The sequence below is a fragment of the Bdellovibrio sp. HCB2-146 genome, assembly GCF_047345725.1.
GTDB lineage: Bacteria > Bdellovibrionota > Bdellovibrionia > Bdellovibrionales > Bdellovibrionaceae > Bdellovibrio.
Genome location: NZ_JBLEQP010000003.1, coordinates 1 through 15156 on the forward strand (window position 1 = coordinate 1; position 15156 = coordinate 15156).

At 44.4% G+C, this 15156-nt stretch carries 17 protein-coding genes, 1 tRNA gene and 1 riboswitch; of the genes, 10 read left to right on the forward strand and 8 right to left on the reverse strand.

The window, feature by feature from the left end; all coding sequences use genetic code 11:
- Window positions 1-369 precede the first annotated feature (369 nt).
- From ACLWOR_RS17820 to ACLWOR_RS17830, 3 genes are all read right to left on the reverse strand, one after another.
- Entirely contained in the window at window positions 370-1242 is an 873-nt protein-coding gene (locus ACLWOR_RS17820; protein ID WP_413942183.1) for an acyltransferase domain-containing protein, read from the reverse strand.
- Between the two features lie 38 nt (window positions 1243-1280).
- Window positions 1281-2585, reverse strand: coding sequence for a ferritin-like domain-containing protein (locus ACLWOR_RS17825; protein ID WP_413942184.1), 1305 nt, complete (start codon window positions 2583-2585; stop codon window positions 1281-1283).
- A gap of 121 nt (window positions 2586-2706) precedes the next feature.
- Window positions 2707-3519 carry a DNA/RNA non-specific endonuclease gene (locus ACLWOR_RS17830; protein ID WP_413942185.1) on the reverse strand — a complete coding sequence of 271 codons (813 nt, stop codon included), beginning with the start codon at window positions 3517-3519 and terminating at the stop codon, window positions 2707-2709.
- Window positions 3520-3620: 101 nt separating this feature from the next.
- Here ACLWOR_RS17830 and ACLWOR_RS17835 point away from each other — a divergent pair, with 101 nt between their 5' ends.
- Together ACLWOR_RS17835 and ACLWOR_RS17840 are read left to right on the forward strand one after the other, a co-directional pair.
- On the forward strand, window positions 3621-4007 hold the full coding sequence (locus ACLWOR_RS17835; protein WP_413942186.1) for a hypothetical protein: 387 nt from the start codon (window positions 3621-3623) through the stop codon (window positions 4005-4007).
- A gap of 273 nt (window positions 4008-4280) precedes the next feature.
- Window positions 4281-5021, forward strand: a complete 741-nt coding sequence (locus ACLWOR_RS17840; protein WP_413942187.1) for a hypothetical protein — start codon at window positions 4281-4283, stop codon at window positions 5019-5021.
- A 6-nt stretch (window positions 5022-5027) separates the two neighbouring features.
- Here ACLWOR_RS17840 and ACLWOR_RS17845 read toward each other — a convergent pair whose 3' ends face one another.
- Window positions 5028-5810, reverse strand: coding sequence for an EcsC family protein (locus tag ACLWOR_RS17845; protein WP_413942188.1), 783 nt, complete (start codon window positions 5808-5810; stop codon window positions 5028-5030).
- A gap of 136 nt (window positions 5811-5946) precedes the next feature.
- Here ACLWOR_RS17845 and ACLWOR_RS17850 point away from each other — a divergent pair, with 136 nt between their 5' ends.
- Window positions 5947-6927, forward strand: a complete 981-nt coding sequence (locus ACLWOR_RS17850; RefSeq protein ID WP_413942189.1) for a hypothetical protein — start codon at window positions 5947-5949, stop codon at window positions 6925-6927.
- On the opposite strand, the gene sugE is transcribed toward ACLWOR_RS17850, so the two are convergent.
- Entirely contained in the window at window positions 6911-7237 is a 327-nt protein-coding gene (gene sugE / locus ACLWOR_RS17855) for a quaternary ammonium compound efflux SMR transporter SugE (RefSeq protein ID WP_413942190.1), read from the reverse strand. The genes ACLWOR_RS17850 and sugE overlap by 17 nt on opposite strands.
- A gap of 23 nt (window positions 7238-7260) precedes the next feature.
- Window positions 7261-7322: riboswitch (guanidine-III (ykkC-III) riboswitch) on the reverse strand.
- A gap of 235 nt (window positions 7323-7557) precedes the next feature.
- Here sugE and ACLWOR_RS17860 point away from each other — a divergent pair.
- The 6 genes from ACLWOR_RS17860 (at window position 7558) to ACLWOR_RS17885 (ending at window position 12517) form a co-directional block, all read left to right on the forward strand.
- On the forward strand, window positions 7558-8175 hold the full coding sequence (locus ACLWOR_RS17860) for a thymidine kinase (protein WP_413942191.1): 618 nt from the start codon (window positions 7558-7560) through the stop codon (window positions 8173-8175).
- A 30-nt stretch (window positions 8176-8205) separates the two neighbouring features.
- Window positions 8206-8895, forward strand: a complete 690-nt coding sequence (locus ACLWOR_RS17865; protein WP_413942193.1) for a hypothetical protein — start codon at window positions 8206-8208, stop codon at window positions 8893-8895.
- Complete coding sequence (locus ACLWOR_RS17870) at window positions 8892-9353, forward strand: DUF5615 family PIN-like protein (protein WP_413942194.1); 462 nt, start codon at window positions 8892-8894, stop codon at window positions 9351-9353. Before ACLWOR_RS17865 ends, ACLWOR_RS17870 begins: the two co-directional genes overlap by 4 nt.
- 324 nt (window positions 9354-9677) lie before the next feature.
- Window positions 9678-11432 carry a DEAD/DEAH box helicase gene (locus tag ACLWOR_RS17875; protein WP_413942195.1) on the forward strand — a complete coding sequence of 585 codons (1755 nt, stop codon included), beginning with the start codon at window positions 9678-9680 and terminating at the stop codon, window positions 11430-11432.
- A gap of 52 nt (window positions 11433-11484) precedes the next feature.
- Window positions 11485-12228, forward strand: coding sequence for a hypothetical protein (locus ACLWOR_RS17880; protein ID WP_413942196.1), 744 nt, complete (start codon window positions 11485-11487; stop codon window positions 12226-12228).
- Window positions 12229-12283: 55 nt separating this feature from the next.
- Window positions 12284-12517 carry a hypothetical protein gene (locus ACLWOR_RS17885; RefSeq protein ID WP_413942197.1) on the forward strand — a complete coding sequence of 78 codons (234 nt, stop codon included), beginning with the start codon at window positions 12284-12286 and terminating at the stop codon, window positions 12515-12517.
- Window positions 12518-12583: 66 nt separating this feature from the next.
- Here ACLWOR_RS17885 and ACLWOR_RS17890 read toward each other — a convergent pair.
- The 3 genes from ACLWOR_RS17890 to ACLWOR_RS17900 form a co-directional block, all read right to left on the reverse strand.
- Window positions 12584-12659: transfer RNA gene (locus ACLWOR_RS17890), tRNA-His, on the reverse strand.
- An 83-nt stretch (window positions 12660-12742) separates the two neighbouring features.
- The gene (locus ACLWOR_RS17895) at window positions 12743-13711 is read right to left on the reverse strand and encodes a hypothetical protein (RefSeq protein ID WP_413942198.1); all 969 of its coding nucleotides are present in this window, start codon (window positions 13709-13711) and stop codon (window positions 12743-12745) included.
- Entirely contained in the window at window positions 13695-14456 is a 762-nt protein-coding gene (locus ACLWOR_RS17900) for a glycosyltransferase family 2 protein (protein WP_413942199.1), read from the reverse strand. Before ACLWOR_RS17900 ends, ACLWOR_RS17895 begins: the two co-directional genes overlap by 17 nt.
- A gap of 81 nt (window positions 14457-14537) precedes the next feature.
- Here ACLWOR_RS17900 and ACLWOR_RS17905 point away from each other — a divergent pair, with 81 nt between their 5' ends.
- Window positions 14538-15155 (forward strand): hypothetical protein, encoded by a 618-nt coding sequence (locus ACLWOR_RS17905; RefSeq protein ID WP_413942200.1) that lies wholly within the window; start codon window positions 14538-14540, stop codon window positions 15153-15155.
- Window position 15156: the final 1 nt, after the last annotated feature.

Consider the following 15156-nt stretch of genomic DNA (forward strand, 5'->3'; position numbering starts at 1 on the left):
CTTTATCACCGCTTCGTTTTACCGTTGCGGCGAGGTAAGGTTTTTATCGAAACTCGATACCCTTGTCAACACCCAGAATTCAGATTTTTTAAAAATTTTTAAAAAACTTTTTAAAAACGAAATCTAGGTTGCGAACGCCTAAAAAGATGCAAACCTTTTAAGCATTTTGCGTTCCGTATTCAGTGATTTCAATTATTTATCACTAAGACAGTTACAGGGATCAACCTTACGTGTGGGACAAGTAATACAGAAAACGGGCCCCTGAAGCAATAGAAAAAAATAAAAGATTTTCAAAGACGTCCCCCGTCATGAAAGAAGCACAAAATATAAGCTGATCAAATCCACTCTCATATTTGGGCTTCTTTATATCTATATAAGATCAAAAGCTTCTTTCGGAGACACACTGACGGGAATGTCTTTCATAATACCAGAAAGACTTCGGCAGGGACCTATATTGATAAAGTTCACGACGCCCTTTTCACTCACCAGGAGCTGAACAGCTTTCGCCCAGTGAATGGTTCGCGTGATGCTCAAGAGAAATTCTTCTCTAATAAGAGACGGGTCTTCGAGCGGTTGAGCACTGAGACTGGAGAAGATGGGTATACGGGGCTTGTGCGTTTGAACTTCTGCGAATTCTGTTTCTACGGCTTGAACATAGGGCAGGATATACCGAGAGTGCGCAGGATAATCGAGAATACTCATCGTATTCCATCTCATCGCATTCGCTCGCTCTTCAACTTTCTCGAGATCTTGATAGCGACCGCCGATATTCAAAAAGCGCGGAGTTAAACAAGAGACGTCCACATTGATCTGCTCAAACCATAAAAAGTCTTCTTCCGTAAAAGGAGCGTCCCGAGGCGCGAGCACACCGATATTTCGTCCGATTTTGTCGATGCCATCTATCCCTTGCGTGAATTTGATATGGTTGTAGACGGCATCTTCAAAACTATAGGCTCCGGCGAAAACCGCTCGAGCCAAGTCTCCAAGCGAACAACCCATCACCCAGTCCGGTGCGCCTCGCTGCTGTTGTAACCTATCGGCAACTCCTGTTTGAATGGCACAAATGGCAACTGCCGCATAACTAATTTGCGAAAGAGAGTAGATTTCTTCAGTGGACTTCTCGAGAAATTTTTGAAAGTTGAAATTTAAACCACATCTTTCGTTCATGATTTTTTCAGCACGCTGAAAGTAGGACTGCACTTCTGGTAAATGGAGAAAGCGTTGGCGATCTGATTTCCGCATAAGTGCATTTAAGCCGGGAAAAATAAAAACTGTGGCCACTAAAACACCACTTCTGCAGTGGTAACTGGCATTCTATCAGTACGGTAAGGGGGAAAAAACTGCAAATCAAAGCCCTGCAGAAGTTCTATCACTCCTAATATAGAGGACTCAAAGATACCTTCTTCGAGTTGTTTGACCTCACGGAATTTTTCCAGAGACAAAATCTTTCTCTCAGCCAACGAGCGATGAACCATTTGCGCGTGGGCTGCTTCTTCGATAACAATACCATCTAGAATTTGCGCGACTCCGATGTTTTCAGTTTCTTTAACAATATCAGAATAGTGCTTAAAGACTCTTTGTTCTAATCCCCAGGCTCCATATAAATAAATTTCTTCTGGCGACGAGTACCGATGCATTAAATCGCTAAAGAACTTCAGCATGTATCTTTCCATCGCGTGCAACATTCTGCGCTCCAACTGCCGATAAGAAGGATCATGAAGATATTTTCTTCGCTCGAGCAAAACCGATCTTTGCAAAAGCCGTGAATGGCGGACCTCATCGTCTATATGTGACAACATTTCTACAGGCAGAGTCAGCTGCCTGTTGGTGAAAATCTTTTGCATATGTGAAGCCGCCAGAAATTCACTTTTTCCCAAGGTATAAATCCAGGCCAATGTCGCCACGGGTCTTTCTCGCAAGAGGACGACGAGTTGATGACTGGGCTGGGGTTTAATCAGTTTCTTAATAGGACTCAGAAAACCTGCCACCACTTCAATCATGCGGGAAACCATCTTATGGCACATTTCTCTTTCGATATGATGAAGCTCTTGCAGAGGCATCATTTCATCTATTGCTAGATTCTCACGAAGTCTTCTTCCCAATACGATGTGCTCGGTTTCTTCGGCCAGAATTTCTTGCATACATTCCCGCACATGGCCGTGTGATGTCGCTAATATATAGGCGGAGTAAATTTGAAACGGAAACTGTTCAATCGTCAGTGCACCATGAACATACGCCGCAAAACGATTCTTCGCTTTTTGTAAGATGGGATTGGCAAAGTACCCTTGCACGAAACTCTCGGCAATATTTTTTAAACGCAGGCGCAAAGTCGCATAATCCGAATTTGCCGGTTCCGCATAGGGTCGAATTTTTAAAATATGATCGCGATGGCGAAATTCATCTGCGGCATGTTCGCGAATAGCACTCAGCGCCTGCAATGGAGTCGCTCTGGAAATACTTCCAAGAACCTGCTCAGCGGCCAAGTGTTCCATATGTGCAAGGGTTGTTAACCATGCTGATTCAAGATGAGGCTCCAAAACAACTAAGGAGACGAGCTTTTTAATGCTTTCATTAAAACCACCCATACATCCCTCCCCGGAAAATATGTTTCTTAAGTTGGGGGAGCATAATTCAGTCACTTCGATGAAAACAGTGAAACTCGAGCAATGGACATGGAGGTCAATGAGGGAATTGCAATAAAAGCTGTTAGCTGCCCTTTTTCTTTGACGGAAGGCAGTCTGTTTCTACCCAGCTTTTAAAATTATAATTATTCTCAATCGGTTCTCGTTCACTCTGTTTCAGGTCCAAAAAGAATCGATAACCCGTTAACTGTTCGACTTCGGCAATGCTGACAGCTTTTTCCTGAACTTGCGAGCGCGCATCTTCTTGCATATAGATGAAACCAATCGCTTTCCGCGGAGGAGTTTCGTCTAATACTACTTTGAAGAATCGCGGTGGAATTGGAACTTGTGTCGACATCTTGACAAAGGACGTTCCAAAAATAGGACCCGTAACCACTCGCAATTCTCCTTCCGTACACGCCCATTTTCGAATGATACCTTCCAGCTTCTTCCAAGAACCGCGATTTAAAGCACGGGATTGAGGGGCCATATTCGACATCACGAAAGTGGCATCGTTGGCAGCCTGGTCCCACGCAAAATCATCCGACGGAGCCATATGTCCTCGATCGTATTGATCGCCGTCGTAATCCGTGGGCTTCACAAAGGCGACTTGTCTTTGTTGCAGAAGCGGATCCGCAAAAAATCTATTTCGTCGTTTTGCAGATTTCTTTTTTAGGTTTTCAGCTTTCAATTGATATGAAACCCAATTTGGTAAGCGGATGGTTTCATCGTAGGAAATCTGAAAGTATCCATGATCCAGAAAAATCTCTTTTTTGTTGTTGTCGCGTGGCTGCGGCCAACGGCTTCCCCGACTGACTGGTTGCTGCGGATGAATCTCGCGCGTCTGACAAGAAGTTAAAAGAAGAAGAACTAAGATGATCGTCGAAAATATACGCATGAATGTCCGCCCTGACTTAGTATTCCGTACTCGAAAACGAATGAATAGAAATTAAACGCGGCATTAACATTGAATGGGGTCTTCGCAAGGAGATTATTTCTATGCTTAAAACTGTCTTTTTTATTTTTATTACTCTGGGTTTCTATTCAAATTCATATGCTTGTCCATTTGAAGGCATGACTCTGACTTCAATTGAAGACAGTCCGGATTTTACAAGTACACCCAGTGATTGGGTTTCCTACCCGACACGTCTTTTTAAAGGCTTTTCAAATTTATTGGATATGCTGTCGCCCTCTGAATGCAAAGAGGCAGTGATTGCAAATCAAATCACCGACAACAAAACAGGTATCGTCTATACAGCTTTCTACACCAATGATGATTCGTGTGATGGTGGAAATAGCTACGGAATGATTGTCGAAGGCAAAGAACCGCGCTTAAGCAAAGCTGTCGCAAGCATTCAAGACTCCGATATTGCGTGCGTGAAATAGTAAGGGCCTGAAAGTTCGACATTCCGATCAGTTCCGACAGGATTGATTTTATAAAAATTGAACGAGTTGCCCCAAGGTGAAACGCATTTCGAATGATTATGTTCCACTTAAAATTGAATTGAAAGAAAATCGTCTCACAGCAAAACAAAGTCACTGTCGATCTATTGATGGGTTTATTAAAGATCGACAGCTCCCCTCAATATTATTCGAGTAGGAGTCTAAAAACGACCTCGCATCCTTCTTGCTATATATGTCTGTAAGTTCGGGGGGATTATGAAGAAGGTCTTTTTTATTGTTACAGGTTTCGTTTTGATCACTTTGTTTCAAAACTGCAGTCCTGTTGCCTATAAGTCTCTTGAAGGAGACCTTACTTCTAAAGCAATCGATGATGGTCGCGAGCCAGGTCAAGATCCAACGACATCAGGTGATACAGGAAATGATCCTGAAGATCAGCCGGATCGTGATCCGGCTGCGGATCCAAGCCTGCCAACCATGCCTCGTGACCCACGCGAGCCAGGCGATGACAAACCTATCACAGTTGGCAACGATAAATCTGATTGCGATTATTGTGCGCTTTTAGATGAAGACCGCACAATCGTTGCTGGTACCCAAGATTACTCGGCACTTAATAAAAAAGGTGCTATCAAAATTGCGTCGGCGAAAGATGTCGTGATTAGCAATAATAACGGTTCCGTTCGTATTGCGAACGCGGCAAGCGCCGATATCTCAGGCGTTCGTGGATCAGTTCAAGCAAAAGCTGTTGAGGTTGTGAAAGTTCAAGGCAACAACGGTGCGGTGTGTGTTGTCGCCGAAAAAGTCGGCGTAGTGGACAACGTGAACGGCGCAGTAAAAATCGCAGCCAAAGAGATTGAGTCCATCAACAATATTAGTGGCATGGTGAAAATTTACGGTGCCACTGTGAAGTCGATCTCAGGAGCTAAAAACGTATGCTTATACGAAGGAGCGCAAGTTCTAAATGCTGCCGCCGGAATCAATATCCGCCGCTGTGACTAAGACTTTCTAAATTTTTATTTCTTGATAACGGCGTTGAACTTCTTCAACGCCGTATTTTCTTTCTAAACGACGAATTACGAAGTGGCCGCGAGCCATATCCTGGAAGTGATCCATAAAAAGAACATTGATTCCAGAGCCGCCAAGCGCGCCTAAAAGCGGAACGACCTGTGCTGCGAGCTTTTCAGAAACCACCACTTGAAAACGAGTCGCAATACTTAAAACCAAGCGGGCTAAGATCGGCGCACCTTCTTTGGCAGCTCCCCGGTCAACTAAGACGGTCGCAGCTTGTGAAACCGCACGCGCAAGAGCGGCCCTTGTCGCAAAATACCCTGCATCGACGGCATCATCACCTTTGGATTTTCCGCCAAATGCGAAAACTTGTAAACACGCGAGCTTCACTTCCGGATCATTGAGATCCTCGCCTTCACTGCGAGCGATATCCAAAATTGAGCGCATCATGATGGTTGTTGAAATCGGTAGTTCTAAGAGCAACGTCGAGGCTCCTAAAAAACCTCCCAGCCCGCCCGTGCCCGCGACGAGAAGTTTGTGATAAAGGTTTTTCGACTTTTGCTGCTGTTCTTTATCGGTGATTGTATTGAGGGCAATATTCAGCGCGGCCTGAATGGATTTTTGAGTCGCCGCCTCGATCGTGGAACGGACCTGCGATGGTAAAGCAGCAATGCCTTTTTCGATAGGTGTGCCGATGAGGTTGGCGACGCGTGCTCCGACCCGAGGTTTTTCAAGTAGAGCCTTTGCTCCCTGTAAAAATCGAAGATCTAATTCCGTCATGAACTTCCTCCGAACTCTTTATATTCTATTATAGTTCGCGGCTCGCGTTTAGGACTTATTTTAAGTTTAAAAACAGTCCATTGGTCTGCCCTTATTTCCCCCCTTCTGGCGGCGTGGTTATTGAATACTCCAAGGTATGGGTTTTAGAAAGGCGCTCAGTCGCATTCCATTGTTTTTAACTTATACTGTATTGGCAACAATTGTCGCTTGCCTAAGTTTTATTCAGACGGCCTATGCGCACCCTACTTCCCTCATCACGGTCGAAAACGACTCGGGAACAAATCTTACCTCCGAAAGTATTCATCAGTTCTTAGAAGCACATGAAAATCTTTTTGCGGGAATGATCCTTCCTTCCGATACGAAACTCACCCTTGGATCTGCCAGCCAAGATGGACAAAAACGCGTGAGTCGATTTATGCGTTTTAAAAACGAGCTGTTTATTGTGGCTCGTCCTGGATTTGAAAAACAAGATCTTTACGTGCTGGTTCATGAATATGGGCATGCGCTTTTTGAAAAAAACCTGATGCATGTTTCGCAGCTCTATAAAGAAATTCGTCCTGATCTTGAAAAGTCAGAATCCTCCGCGAAGGACGGCCGTGAAAAACTTGGAAGTGCTTTTGTTCGAGCGCGCAAAGTTTTTCTTTTGACGAGTGCCCTGCATGAGTTTTTCGCTGATGTCGTGGCTGTCACTTACTTTCAAGATCCTCAAGCCGCAAAGAAAACTGAACTTTTCGATGATATCGCGTCTGTCCCCTATTCTTGGGAACATCTTCAGCAACGGGATTTTAATTTAGCTTCATCACCTGAGAGGACTGCGGCCTGGGAACAAGCATTGGGCTTGGCTATCTGGTCTGGCAATCCTTACCATATTTTGCTTCCGGCACGTTGGGAGTTTTGGTTACTTTTCCAGTCGCAAATTTTAAGTGCTGATATCCAGGTGCGCGCGAAAGTGATTTCTCAAACCTTCGCGGCACTTGAAAGAGTTTTATCGCAAATATTGCTTTGGGATGAATTGCAAATGGGAAGACCTCAATTTGAAGTTGAGCAAAGCAAGATTTTAAATCAATTGGTCTTAGACGAACTCAAAAAATCGTTTTCTTTTAATGCCCTGAAGTAACTTTCAGACCAATAATAGAAACAAGAAGCATCCCTAAGAAAAACAATCGCGGTAGTGACGCCGGTTCTTTGAATAAAAAGATTCCGAGAATCGCAGCACCAAGAGCCCCAATTCCCACCCACACCCCGTAAGCAGTTCCAATCGGCAAGGTTTGCGCTGCACGCGCCAGCAAGAACATGCTCGCCGCCAAAGCAATCAATGTTAGAACACTGGGGACAAGTTTTGTGAAACCATCTGTGTATTTAAGACCGATCGCCCAAGCGACCTCAAGAAGACCTGCGATGATAAGTGTGAACCATGCTGATGACATAACGAACTCCTTCCTTTGTTTAAGAAGCGTCGTCTTGTCTTTACCGGGTACGTCGCACATCGTCCGGGCATTCATCGAATACCCAACCATATTAGCCAACGGGGAAGGTTCTGTCAAATTTGGCAAACTTTTGATGAAACTTCGGATTGAGAGTCAAAGAAATTAGAAATGCCGCAGAACAAAAACACGCTGTTTTTTCGGGGATCACATTTGTTGTGCTGAGCGAAACGCTTAATCCGCAAGCAACTCCCGTCTTCTAATTGACAGTTTTCAGTGATTTTCAGATCGTTTGTGGGAACTGCTTTCATGAGGGGGAATCAGTGCCTGAGTTTTCTTACGTCCACAGCCGTGGTTGGATTGAAGTTGTTGTTGGTTCTATGTTCAGTGGAAAAACTGAAGAGTTGATTCGTCGTTTGCGTCGTGCTGAGTTTGCACGCCTGCAAATTCAAGTTTTCAAACCCATCATTGATAAGCGTTATAATGATATGGCTGTGACTTCTCATGACCTCACAAAAATTGATTCTCTTCCGATCAATGATGCAGAAGAAATTTGGAATCATTTGAAACCAGGCACCAAGGTTGTGGGCATCGATGAAGGTCAATTTTTCTCTAACAACCTCGTGCAAGTCGCACAAGATCTTGCTGAACGCGGTCTGCGTGTGATCATCGCAGGACTTGATACGGATTGGCAGGGAAAACCTTTTGAACCCATGCCAACTCTCATGGCAATTGCAGAAAGTGTGACGAAGCAACACGCGGTTTGCGTGGTGTGTGGCTCGCCGGCTAGTCGTACTCAACGTACTGCGGGTGGTGACTCGAAAGTTTTAGTTGGAACTCATGACGCTTACGAAGCTCGTTGCCGTCAGCATTTTAAACCGACAGTTGACACTCCGACATTGGATTGGAAACTGCAAAGAGAAGCGCAATTCGAGGCGTAGTAGTATTTGAGTATGATAGTCTGAGTTCCTATGAAAGATTCATGGGGACTCTTAGTACAAGCAGATGGGAGTAACGGCGATTCGGCCCATCGCACCGGCCTTGCCTGCGCCCTCTTAGCGCTGACTGGTCAGTCCTCGGAAGCTCACCGTTTCCTAGAAAAAATCAAATCACACTTAGAAGTGAGTCCAGGAATTTATCGTCGCTCACCTTATGGCGACACTTGGGATACAAATCCACGCTGTTTCAGTCGCGATCAAGCCAGTCGTCTGGTTTTAGCTTTCGCCATTTTAGGAGACAAAAAGACTTTATGGCGCTGGTTGAAGGCCATGGGCAAGCGTGCATTTTTTCACCAGAACAATTTGGATGATGAAAAGCTGCATTGGAAATTTCCGGATCTTATGGGACTGGGTGAATGGTGCAATATCATTCGTGGAATGGGCTGGTGGTGGGCCTACCCGATTTTAATTTTATTGGATCTCAATTTTATCGGCATGGTGTACTTAAGAAAACCTTGGGATGGAGCAAGCCTCTATGTTCCTGATCTCAAATATGCTCTGGTGAAATATCCTACCCCCGTGGCCTGGTTGGCGAACCGATTGAATCAACAAGTGAGTTGGTATCAGGAAGCGCTTCACAATCATGCTCTCAGCAGCAATGGCTGCGTGGAATGCCATGAACTTTTCGGTGAGTTGCGACGGAGGGAGGAAGATTTGCGATGACAAAATTCCTTGTGGATGAAAATCTTTTGGGACTGCTTCGCCGTCTACGCATGATGGGTTATGATTCAACCTCCATGCAAGGCGCTTCGGATCGCGATATTCAAACTTCTGCGGAACAAGAGCGTCGAATCATACTCACCCGCGACCGAAAGTTTTTTGAAAAGCTTCCTGCGGAAGACGTGTATTATGTGAAAAGTGAACTCCCAAAGGAGCAGCTGCGAGAAGTCTTAAAACAATTTCCACTTCAAGATGAAGTTCCGTTGTCGCGATGTTTTGAGTGCAATGCCCCTATTCGTTCCGTAGAGAAAGAAACGGTTCGCGATAAAGTCGATGCAAAAACATTTAATCTCTATGTTGATTTTTACGAATGTCCTTCTTGTCAGAAAATATATTGGGAAGGTTCACACTTTCAAAAAATGCAGAGAGAGATTGAAAGCTTAATTGACCCTTCTCTGTAGGAAATTGGCGTCGTTCTTGGGTAAAACTGAGTCTTGGATTAAGTTTCTGACCCGACACAACACTTCCCATAGCGATGATTATGAACGGTAAAAATAAGAAAAATATTTTCATAACATGCTCCTAAGATGGGAATTCGCTGTTTAAAATGGAAACGGAGCTTGTTGAAGCCCCGTTTCGGACGAGCCTGACAGGATTTTCAATTCACGATTCACTGATCTCTCACTTTCACGTGCGTTCCAACCCTGGAGGTCGTTTCAAATATAATATACCACTCTTAAATATGAGAGGGTTGCATTTTGCTAAAATGCAGATACGATGCGCCTGTGTACAAGTTGCGAGATTATCAACAACAAGCCGTCAACAATGTGGTTCGTTTTTTTAGAAAGAAAAATGAACCTGCTGTCGTTGTGTTACCTACCGGTGCTGGTAAGAGCCTTGTTATTGCGGAGCTTGCTCGCATTGCCAACAAACGTGTTTTGGTATTGGCTCACGTAAAAGAACTCGTTGAACAAAACTACGAAAAGTACAAAAGCTATGGCCAGTCTGCGGGCGTTTTTTCCGCAAGTCTTTGCAAAAAAGATTGGGACCAAAAAGCCATCTTTGGCAGTGTTCAATCTGTTGCCCGCGCGCCCGATGACTTTTTCAATAACTTTTCTTTGTTAATTATCGATGAGTGCCATCGGGTGGCCGAAGAAGGCGCAACCCAATATCAGGAAGTTATTCGAAAGCTGCAAGAAAGAAATCCCGGAATTTTTGTTTTAGGATTAACCGCAACACCTTATCGATTGGGGTTGGGTTGGATCTACGAATACTCTAGTACTGGAGAACTTAAGACTGACAAAAAGCGTTTCTTTAAAAATTGTGTTTTTGAGCTACCGCTATCTTACATGATTAAAAACAAATTCCTCACGACACCGGTGAAAATTGATATCCCCGTCACCTGCTATGATTTTTCGGAATTAGCGGATGGCGATCGTGCTTTTACAACAAGTGAGGTTGAAGAAATCTTAAAAGGCCAAAAGCGGCTGACACCTTTTATTATTAAAAACATCATTGATATCACTGAACGCTATGACCGTAAGGGCGTGATGATTTTTAGTGCGTCTATTAAGCATGCGGAAGAAATCATGACATACTTGCCAGCCGATGACTCGCGCTTGGTTGTTGGCGATACTGACATGGATGAGCGTGATACGATCGTCAATGACTTTAAAGAACGTAAGTTTAAGTATCTCGTAAACGTTTCAGTTTTGACGACGGGTTTTGATGCGCCTCACGTTGATGTGATTGCGATTTTGCGCCCGACAGAATCAAACAGCCTGTATCAGCAAATTGTCGGCCGTGGTTTGCGATTGGCCGATGGTAAAAAAGACTGTTACGTCTTGGACTATACGGGAATGGGGCACGACATCTTTACTCCTGAGATCGCCGATAAGCGCCCTGCAAAAGACACTGTCCCCGTGAAGGTGACTTGCCCGCAGTGCAGTTTTGAAAATGATTTTTGGGGATACGCCGATGATGACGGACATATTTTGGAGCACTTTGGTCGAAAATGCCGAGGAGCTCAAGAGAATCCACAAACATTGGAAGTGATCCCATGTGGATTTCGTTTTCGCTTTAAAATTTGTCATGCGTGCGGCACTGAGAACGATATCACGGCTCGAGCTTGTGAAAAGTGTGCTGCGACCTTGATTGATGCCGATGCCAAATTAAAGCAGGCACGACTGTCTAAAAACGCCCATATCATGACTCCAGACCGAATTACTTTTGAAGAGCGCAAGGATAAGAACTCCAATCCTTACTTGGAAATCCGATATTATGATTTGGATTCGCAGTACATTAGCGAAGCCCATTTCTTTAATAACCCCTCTGCAATTAAGAAATTTAATATTAACTTTTTGCGCTCGCATCTGCGCCGTCCTGAATTGGCTGTGGATTTAACAAATCCGCAGGATGTGATTCGCTTTAAGAGCCTCTATCGACTGCCTTCGTTTGTCATTGCGCGCAAACAAGATAAATTCTGGAAAATTACCGAAAAGATCTTTGCTGAAGAGCTGGGAACGACTGAAAAAGAGTGAATTCTTTATAAAAGCTTTGTCCCGTATTCAGAACTCCAGTAGGTTCGCGCTCATGTTAAAAATGATGGTTTTGCTAGTCGTAAATTTTTGGATTGTGGTCGCACAAGCGGCGACACTTCAGGACCTTGCTGAAACCCATTTTGAAAAATCGGAACAAGGCATTTCAATCTCTGTTTACGAGCTGAAACATCAAACGCATTTTTTTGCGTCTTCGCCGACCCCGCTTTCTGTTATTGCTGATTTCCAAAAGCTTGTTCAAGAACGCACGCCGACGGATCCTTATTTTCTATTGCGTCGGCAACTGGACGTTTTTTTAAAGTATGGAATGCCTGAGCTTCAGGCCAAATTTCAGCAGGCACTTTCACAACCACTTCCTGCGATTTCTTATTTGGAAGAAATGCTTTTTGAACTGCATCAAGAAAAATTAAAACGACCCCTTTTTGGTAGTTACTCCGAGTTTGGTGCGCATATTCTAAGAGATTCGAACGACACTCTGGTCGTGATCTTTGTATCGAACCCAAAAGATGCGATGGTGCCGACAATTCGCACGACGACTGAGTTGCTTGAAAGTTATTTAGCAAAGGGCTTTCAGTACTATACGTTTGTGCATAATCACCCTTTTAACTTCGACAATCCTGAAGATCATGGTGGAACGACAATTCCTTCGGGGAATTTAAATTACGGCGATGTTTCGGCCTTTATCATGTATCGCAATAAATACGGCCTGCAAAATGCTTGGATTACCAACGGATTTAACACCATTCGTATCCCCGCTGCAGATTTTGAGAAGTATTAATACAGAATCACCGCTTTAATTTGCATCAGACCTCGGTGACTTTGAAAATGTCACTATGGCGGAAATTAACAATCCTAAAAATGATCCAGCTCATGCTCCAAAAAATGAACCCAAGGATCCTACACGGCCTGAGGTCCCACCAGAAAAAAGAAATCCTGAAAAGCCCGATTGGATTCCACAGGATCCACCTATGCAAGAACCCCCAACACCGAAAATTCCCGAGGTGGAACCGCCACCCACCGAGAATCCTGCGGAAGATCCTGGGACGCCACCACCGGATCAGGGATAGAAATGTTGGGATTTTGAGTAAAAAAAAGGACAGCTTGTGGCTGTCCTTTAGAGTTCGAAAAAAAATTGGGGTGAGTAACGGGGCTTGAACCCGCGACACTCGGAATCACAATCCGATGCTCTACCAACTGAGCTATACCCACCACAAAGGAAGACAATTTATAGGACCTTCCCTAAGAAAGTGCAAGATCATTTTTTTAGTTTTTTTGTGGTTTTTGGATAAATCCTAGTAATCACAAGGGGCTACGACCGCTTTCGGGGTGCAAATACTGCCCCCTTTTTCAGCATCAAGAACAGTTTCGTCGGCCCAATCACCATTGGCATTACAACGGCGACGCACACAGGAAACTCCTTCTTTCTGAGTCAGGCAGTGTTTCTTTTCGTTTTTAGGATTGCCAACGCAAACCCAGGCACACTCATTGAATTTGGCCGGAGGATCAACACAGATTCGGCCTTCTTTACGAATACTTTCGAGGCGCTTTTGTTCTGCAGCGGCGCGGGCCTTTTCTTTTTTCTGATGGGCTTTTTCTTCATCAGCGAATTGGCTGGCTTCTTTTTTCTCTAGAGGAATGACGGGAGTGAGTTTGCCTCGTGGAATTTTTTTGCCCTGAAGAAGAACATCGTAAGCGATTTCTTTTCCCTCAAGCACACCTTGGAAACCCACTTGCTGCCCGGCCTGAACCTGCGCCGACTCTTCACCGTTAAGAGCTGAGAATTCCATGGAGCCAGAAATCACTTTCACGCCAGCAAAAGCGCGGGATGGCTCCATGGTAAAAATATAATCACCTGCTGGAGCCAGGAACTCAAAGAGATCCGACCGAAGAGCCACATTGTAGGATGCTTTTGTTTTGTCTGATTGCTGCCAACGGAAGCTCCCCGATTTAAGAATCAAAATCGGAGCCTCGCCACGCTCTAAACTGATCACGGGGATCGACACTTCACTGCCGCTTAAAACTGTGAAGGTTCTTATTTCATCAAGTTGAACTTTCACATATCCAGATAAAGAGGTTTCAAACAGTGCCTTATCACGAATGGTTTGTTTGGCTTTGATTTGAGTTCTCTTTCCATCTTTGGAAGTCACCCAAGCCTGCCCGCTCCACTCCGAGATCATCGGATATTTAGGAAGTGCGGCGCCCGCTAACAGTGTGGCAAATGAAATCAGTAAGAAAATACAGGTGCTAATTTTTCTTGGCACGTTCCAACTCCCAGAGTTTGGCAAACTTTAAGAAAATTGAATAAGCAGCTCCAATTGCAATGATAAAGCCGGGCATTCCATCCAAGAAACCTTTCTTCACAATATAGGTTTCAATGAATTTTCCAAAGGGCTTAAAGAACAACTTGAGGTAAGAAAATTTTTTGTGGGAACGATGTAAATCTTCAGCCGCTAAGGTGGAATACTTGTCGTTGGTGACGACTTGATGACTGAGATCTTTAAACACCCAATGTAAGATCGGATGCTCAAATGACGCCTGCCACTTCACTTCGACTTTCTCATGTAAGCTTGCGGAATTCCACATCGAATGCTTTTTATTAAAAAGCCTCAATTGGTAATCAGGCCGCCAGCCACCATGATCAATCCAACGACCCAAGTGAAAACTGCGACGGGGCAAAAGATAGCCCGCTTCGCGATCCAAATTGGCAAATTTTTGTTGCAGTTCTTCCGCAAGTTCGGGACTGAGTGCTTCATCGGCATCCAATGACAAAACCCACTCTTGGGATGCAAGATCGGTAGCAAACGCCTTTTGCCCGCCATACCCGCGCCACTTTTCCTGCACAACGCGTGCGCCTAATTTTGTGGCAATTTCTACGGTGCGATCCGTCGAAAAGCTATCGACGACGACAATATCTTCGGCGAACGGCACAGAACGAATACAGCGCTCGATATTAGCTTCTTCGTTAAGAGTGATGACGACTAGTGAAAGCGGTAATTTTTTTGTCACCTACCCAGGTTGTCTTTGGATCAAGGTCTTGTCAAATGATTCGCAAGTCGATACGATTTTTAGATCGAAAGGTTTTTCTTCATGAAATTAGCTAAATACTTTGTTTTAGGTCTCTTTCTTACGACGTCTTCTGCGAAAGCTTATTTGAGCATGGCAGAGTCTGGTGAGATTCTTCCAGCAGGAAAATATCAAGTGGGTCTTGAGCCACAACTTCTCACCAACCGAGATGGCGGTGCGAATTTTGATGTCTTCTTTGATACAAACATCAACGACTCAACAAGTGCGCGTATTATGATGGGCGCAGGAGCCATTGATTTTAACGCCTTTGCCAGTGTGAAATGGGTTCCATTCCCTGACGTTGATAATCAGCCAGCAATGGGTATTCGCGGTGGTGTCGGCATGGCACGTGATGAGGACGAAAACTTTTTAGAACTTCAAGCGGCTCCACTTGTAAGTAAGAAGTTTGACACAATCTATGGATTGACTGTGCCTTACTTGGCCGTTCCGTTTACATTTCTCAATACGAAAGAAGATAACTACGTAGCCTCAAACTTGGTTGTGGGAACTGAGTTCCACCATCAAGAATGGAACGAAGTCACTTTCGGTGGCGAGGTTGGGATTGAGTTGAATAAATCCTACTCTTATATTTCTCTTTTCGTGACTTTCCCATTCGACAGTCAAAAAGGATTTGGAAACTAAT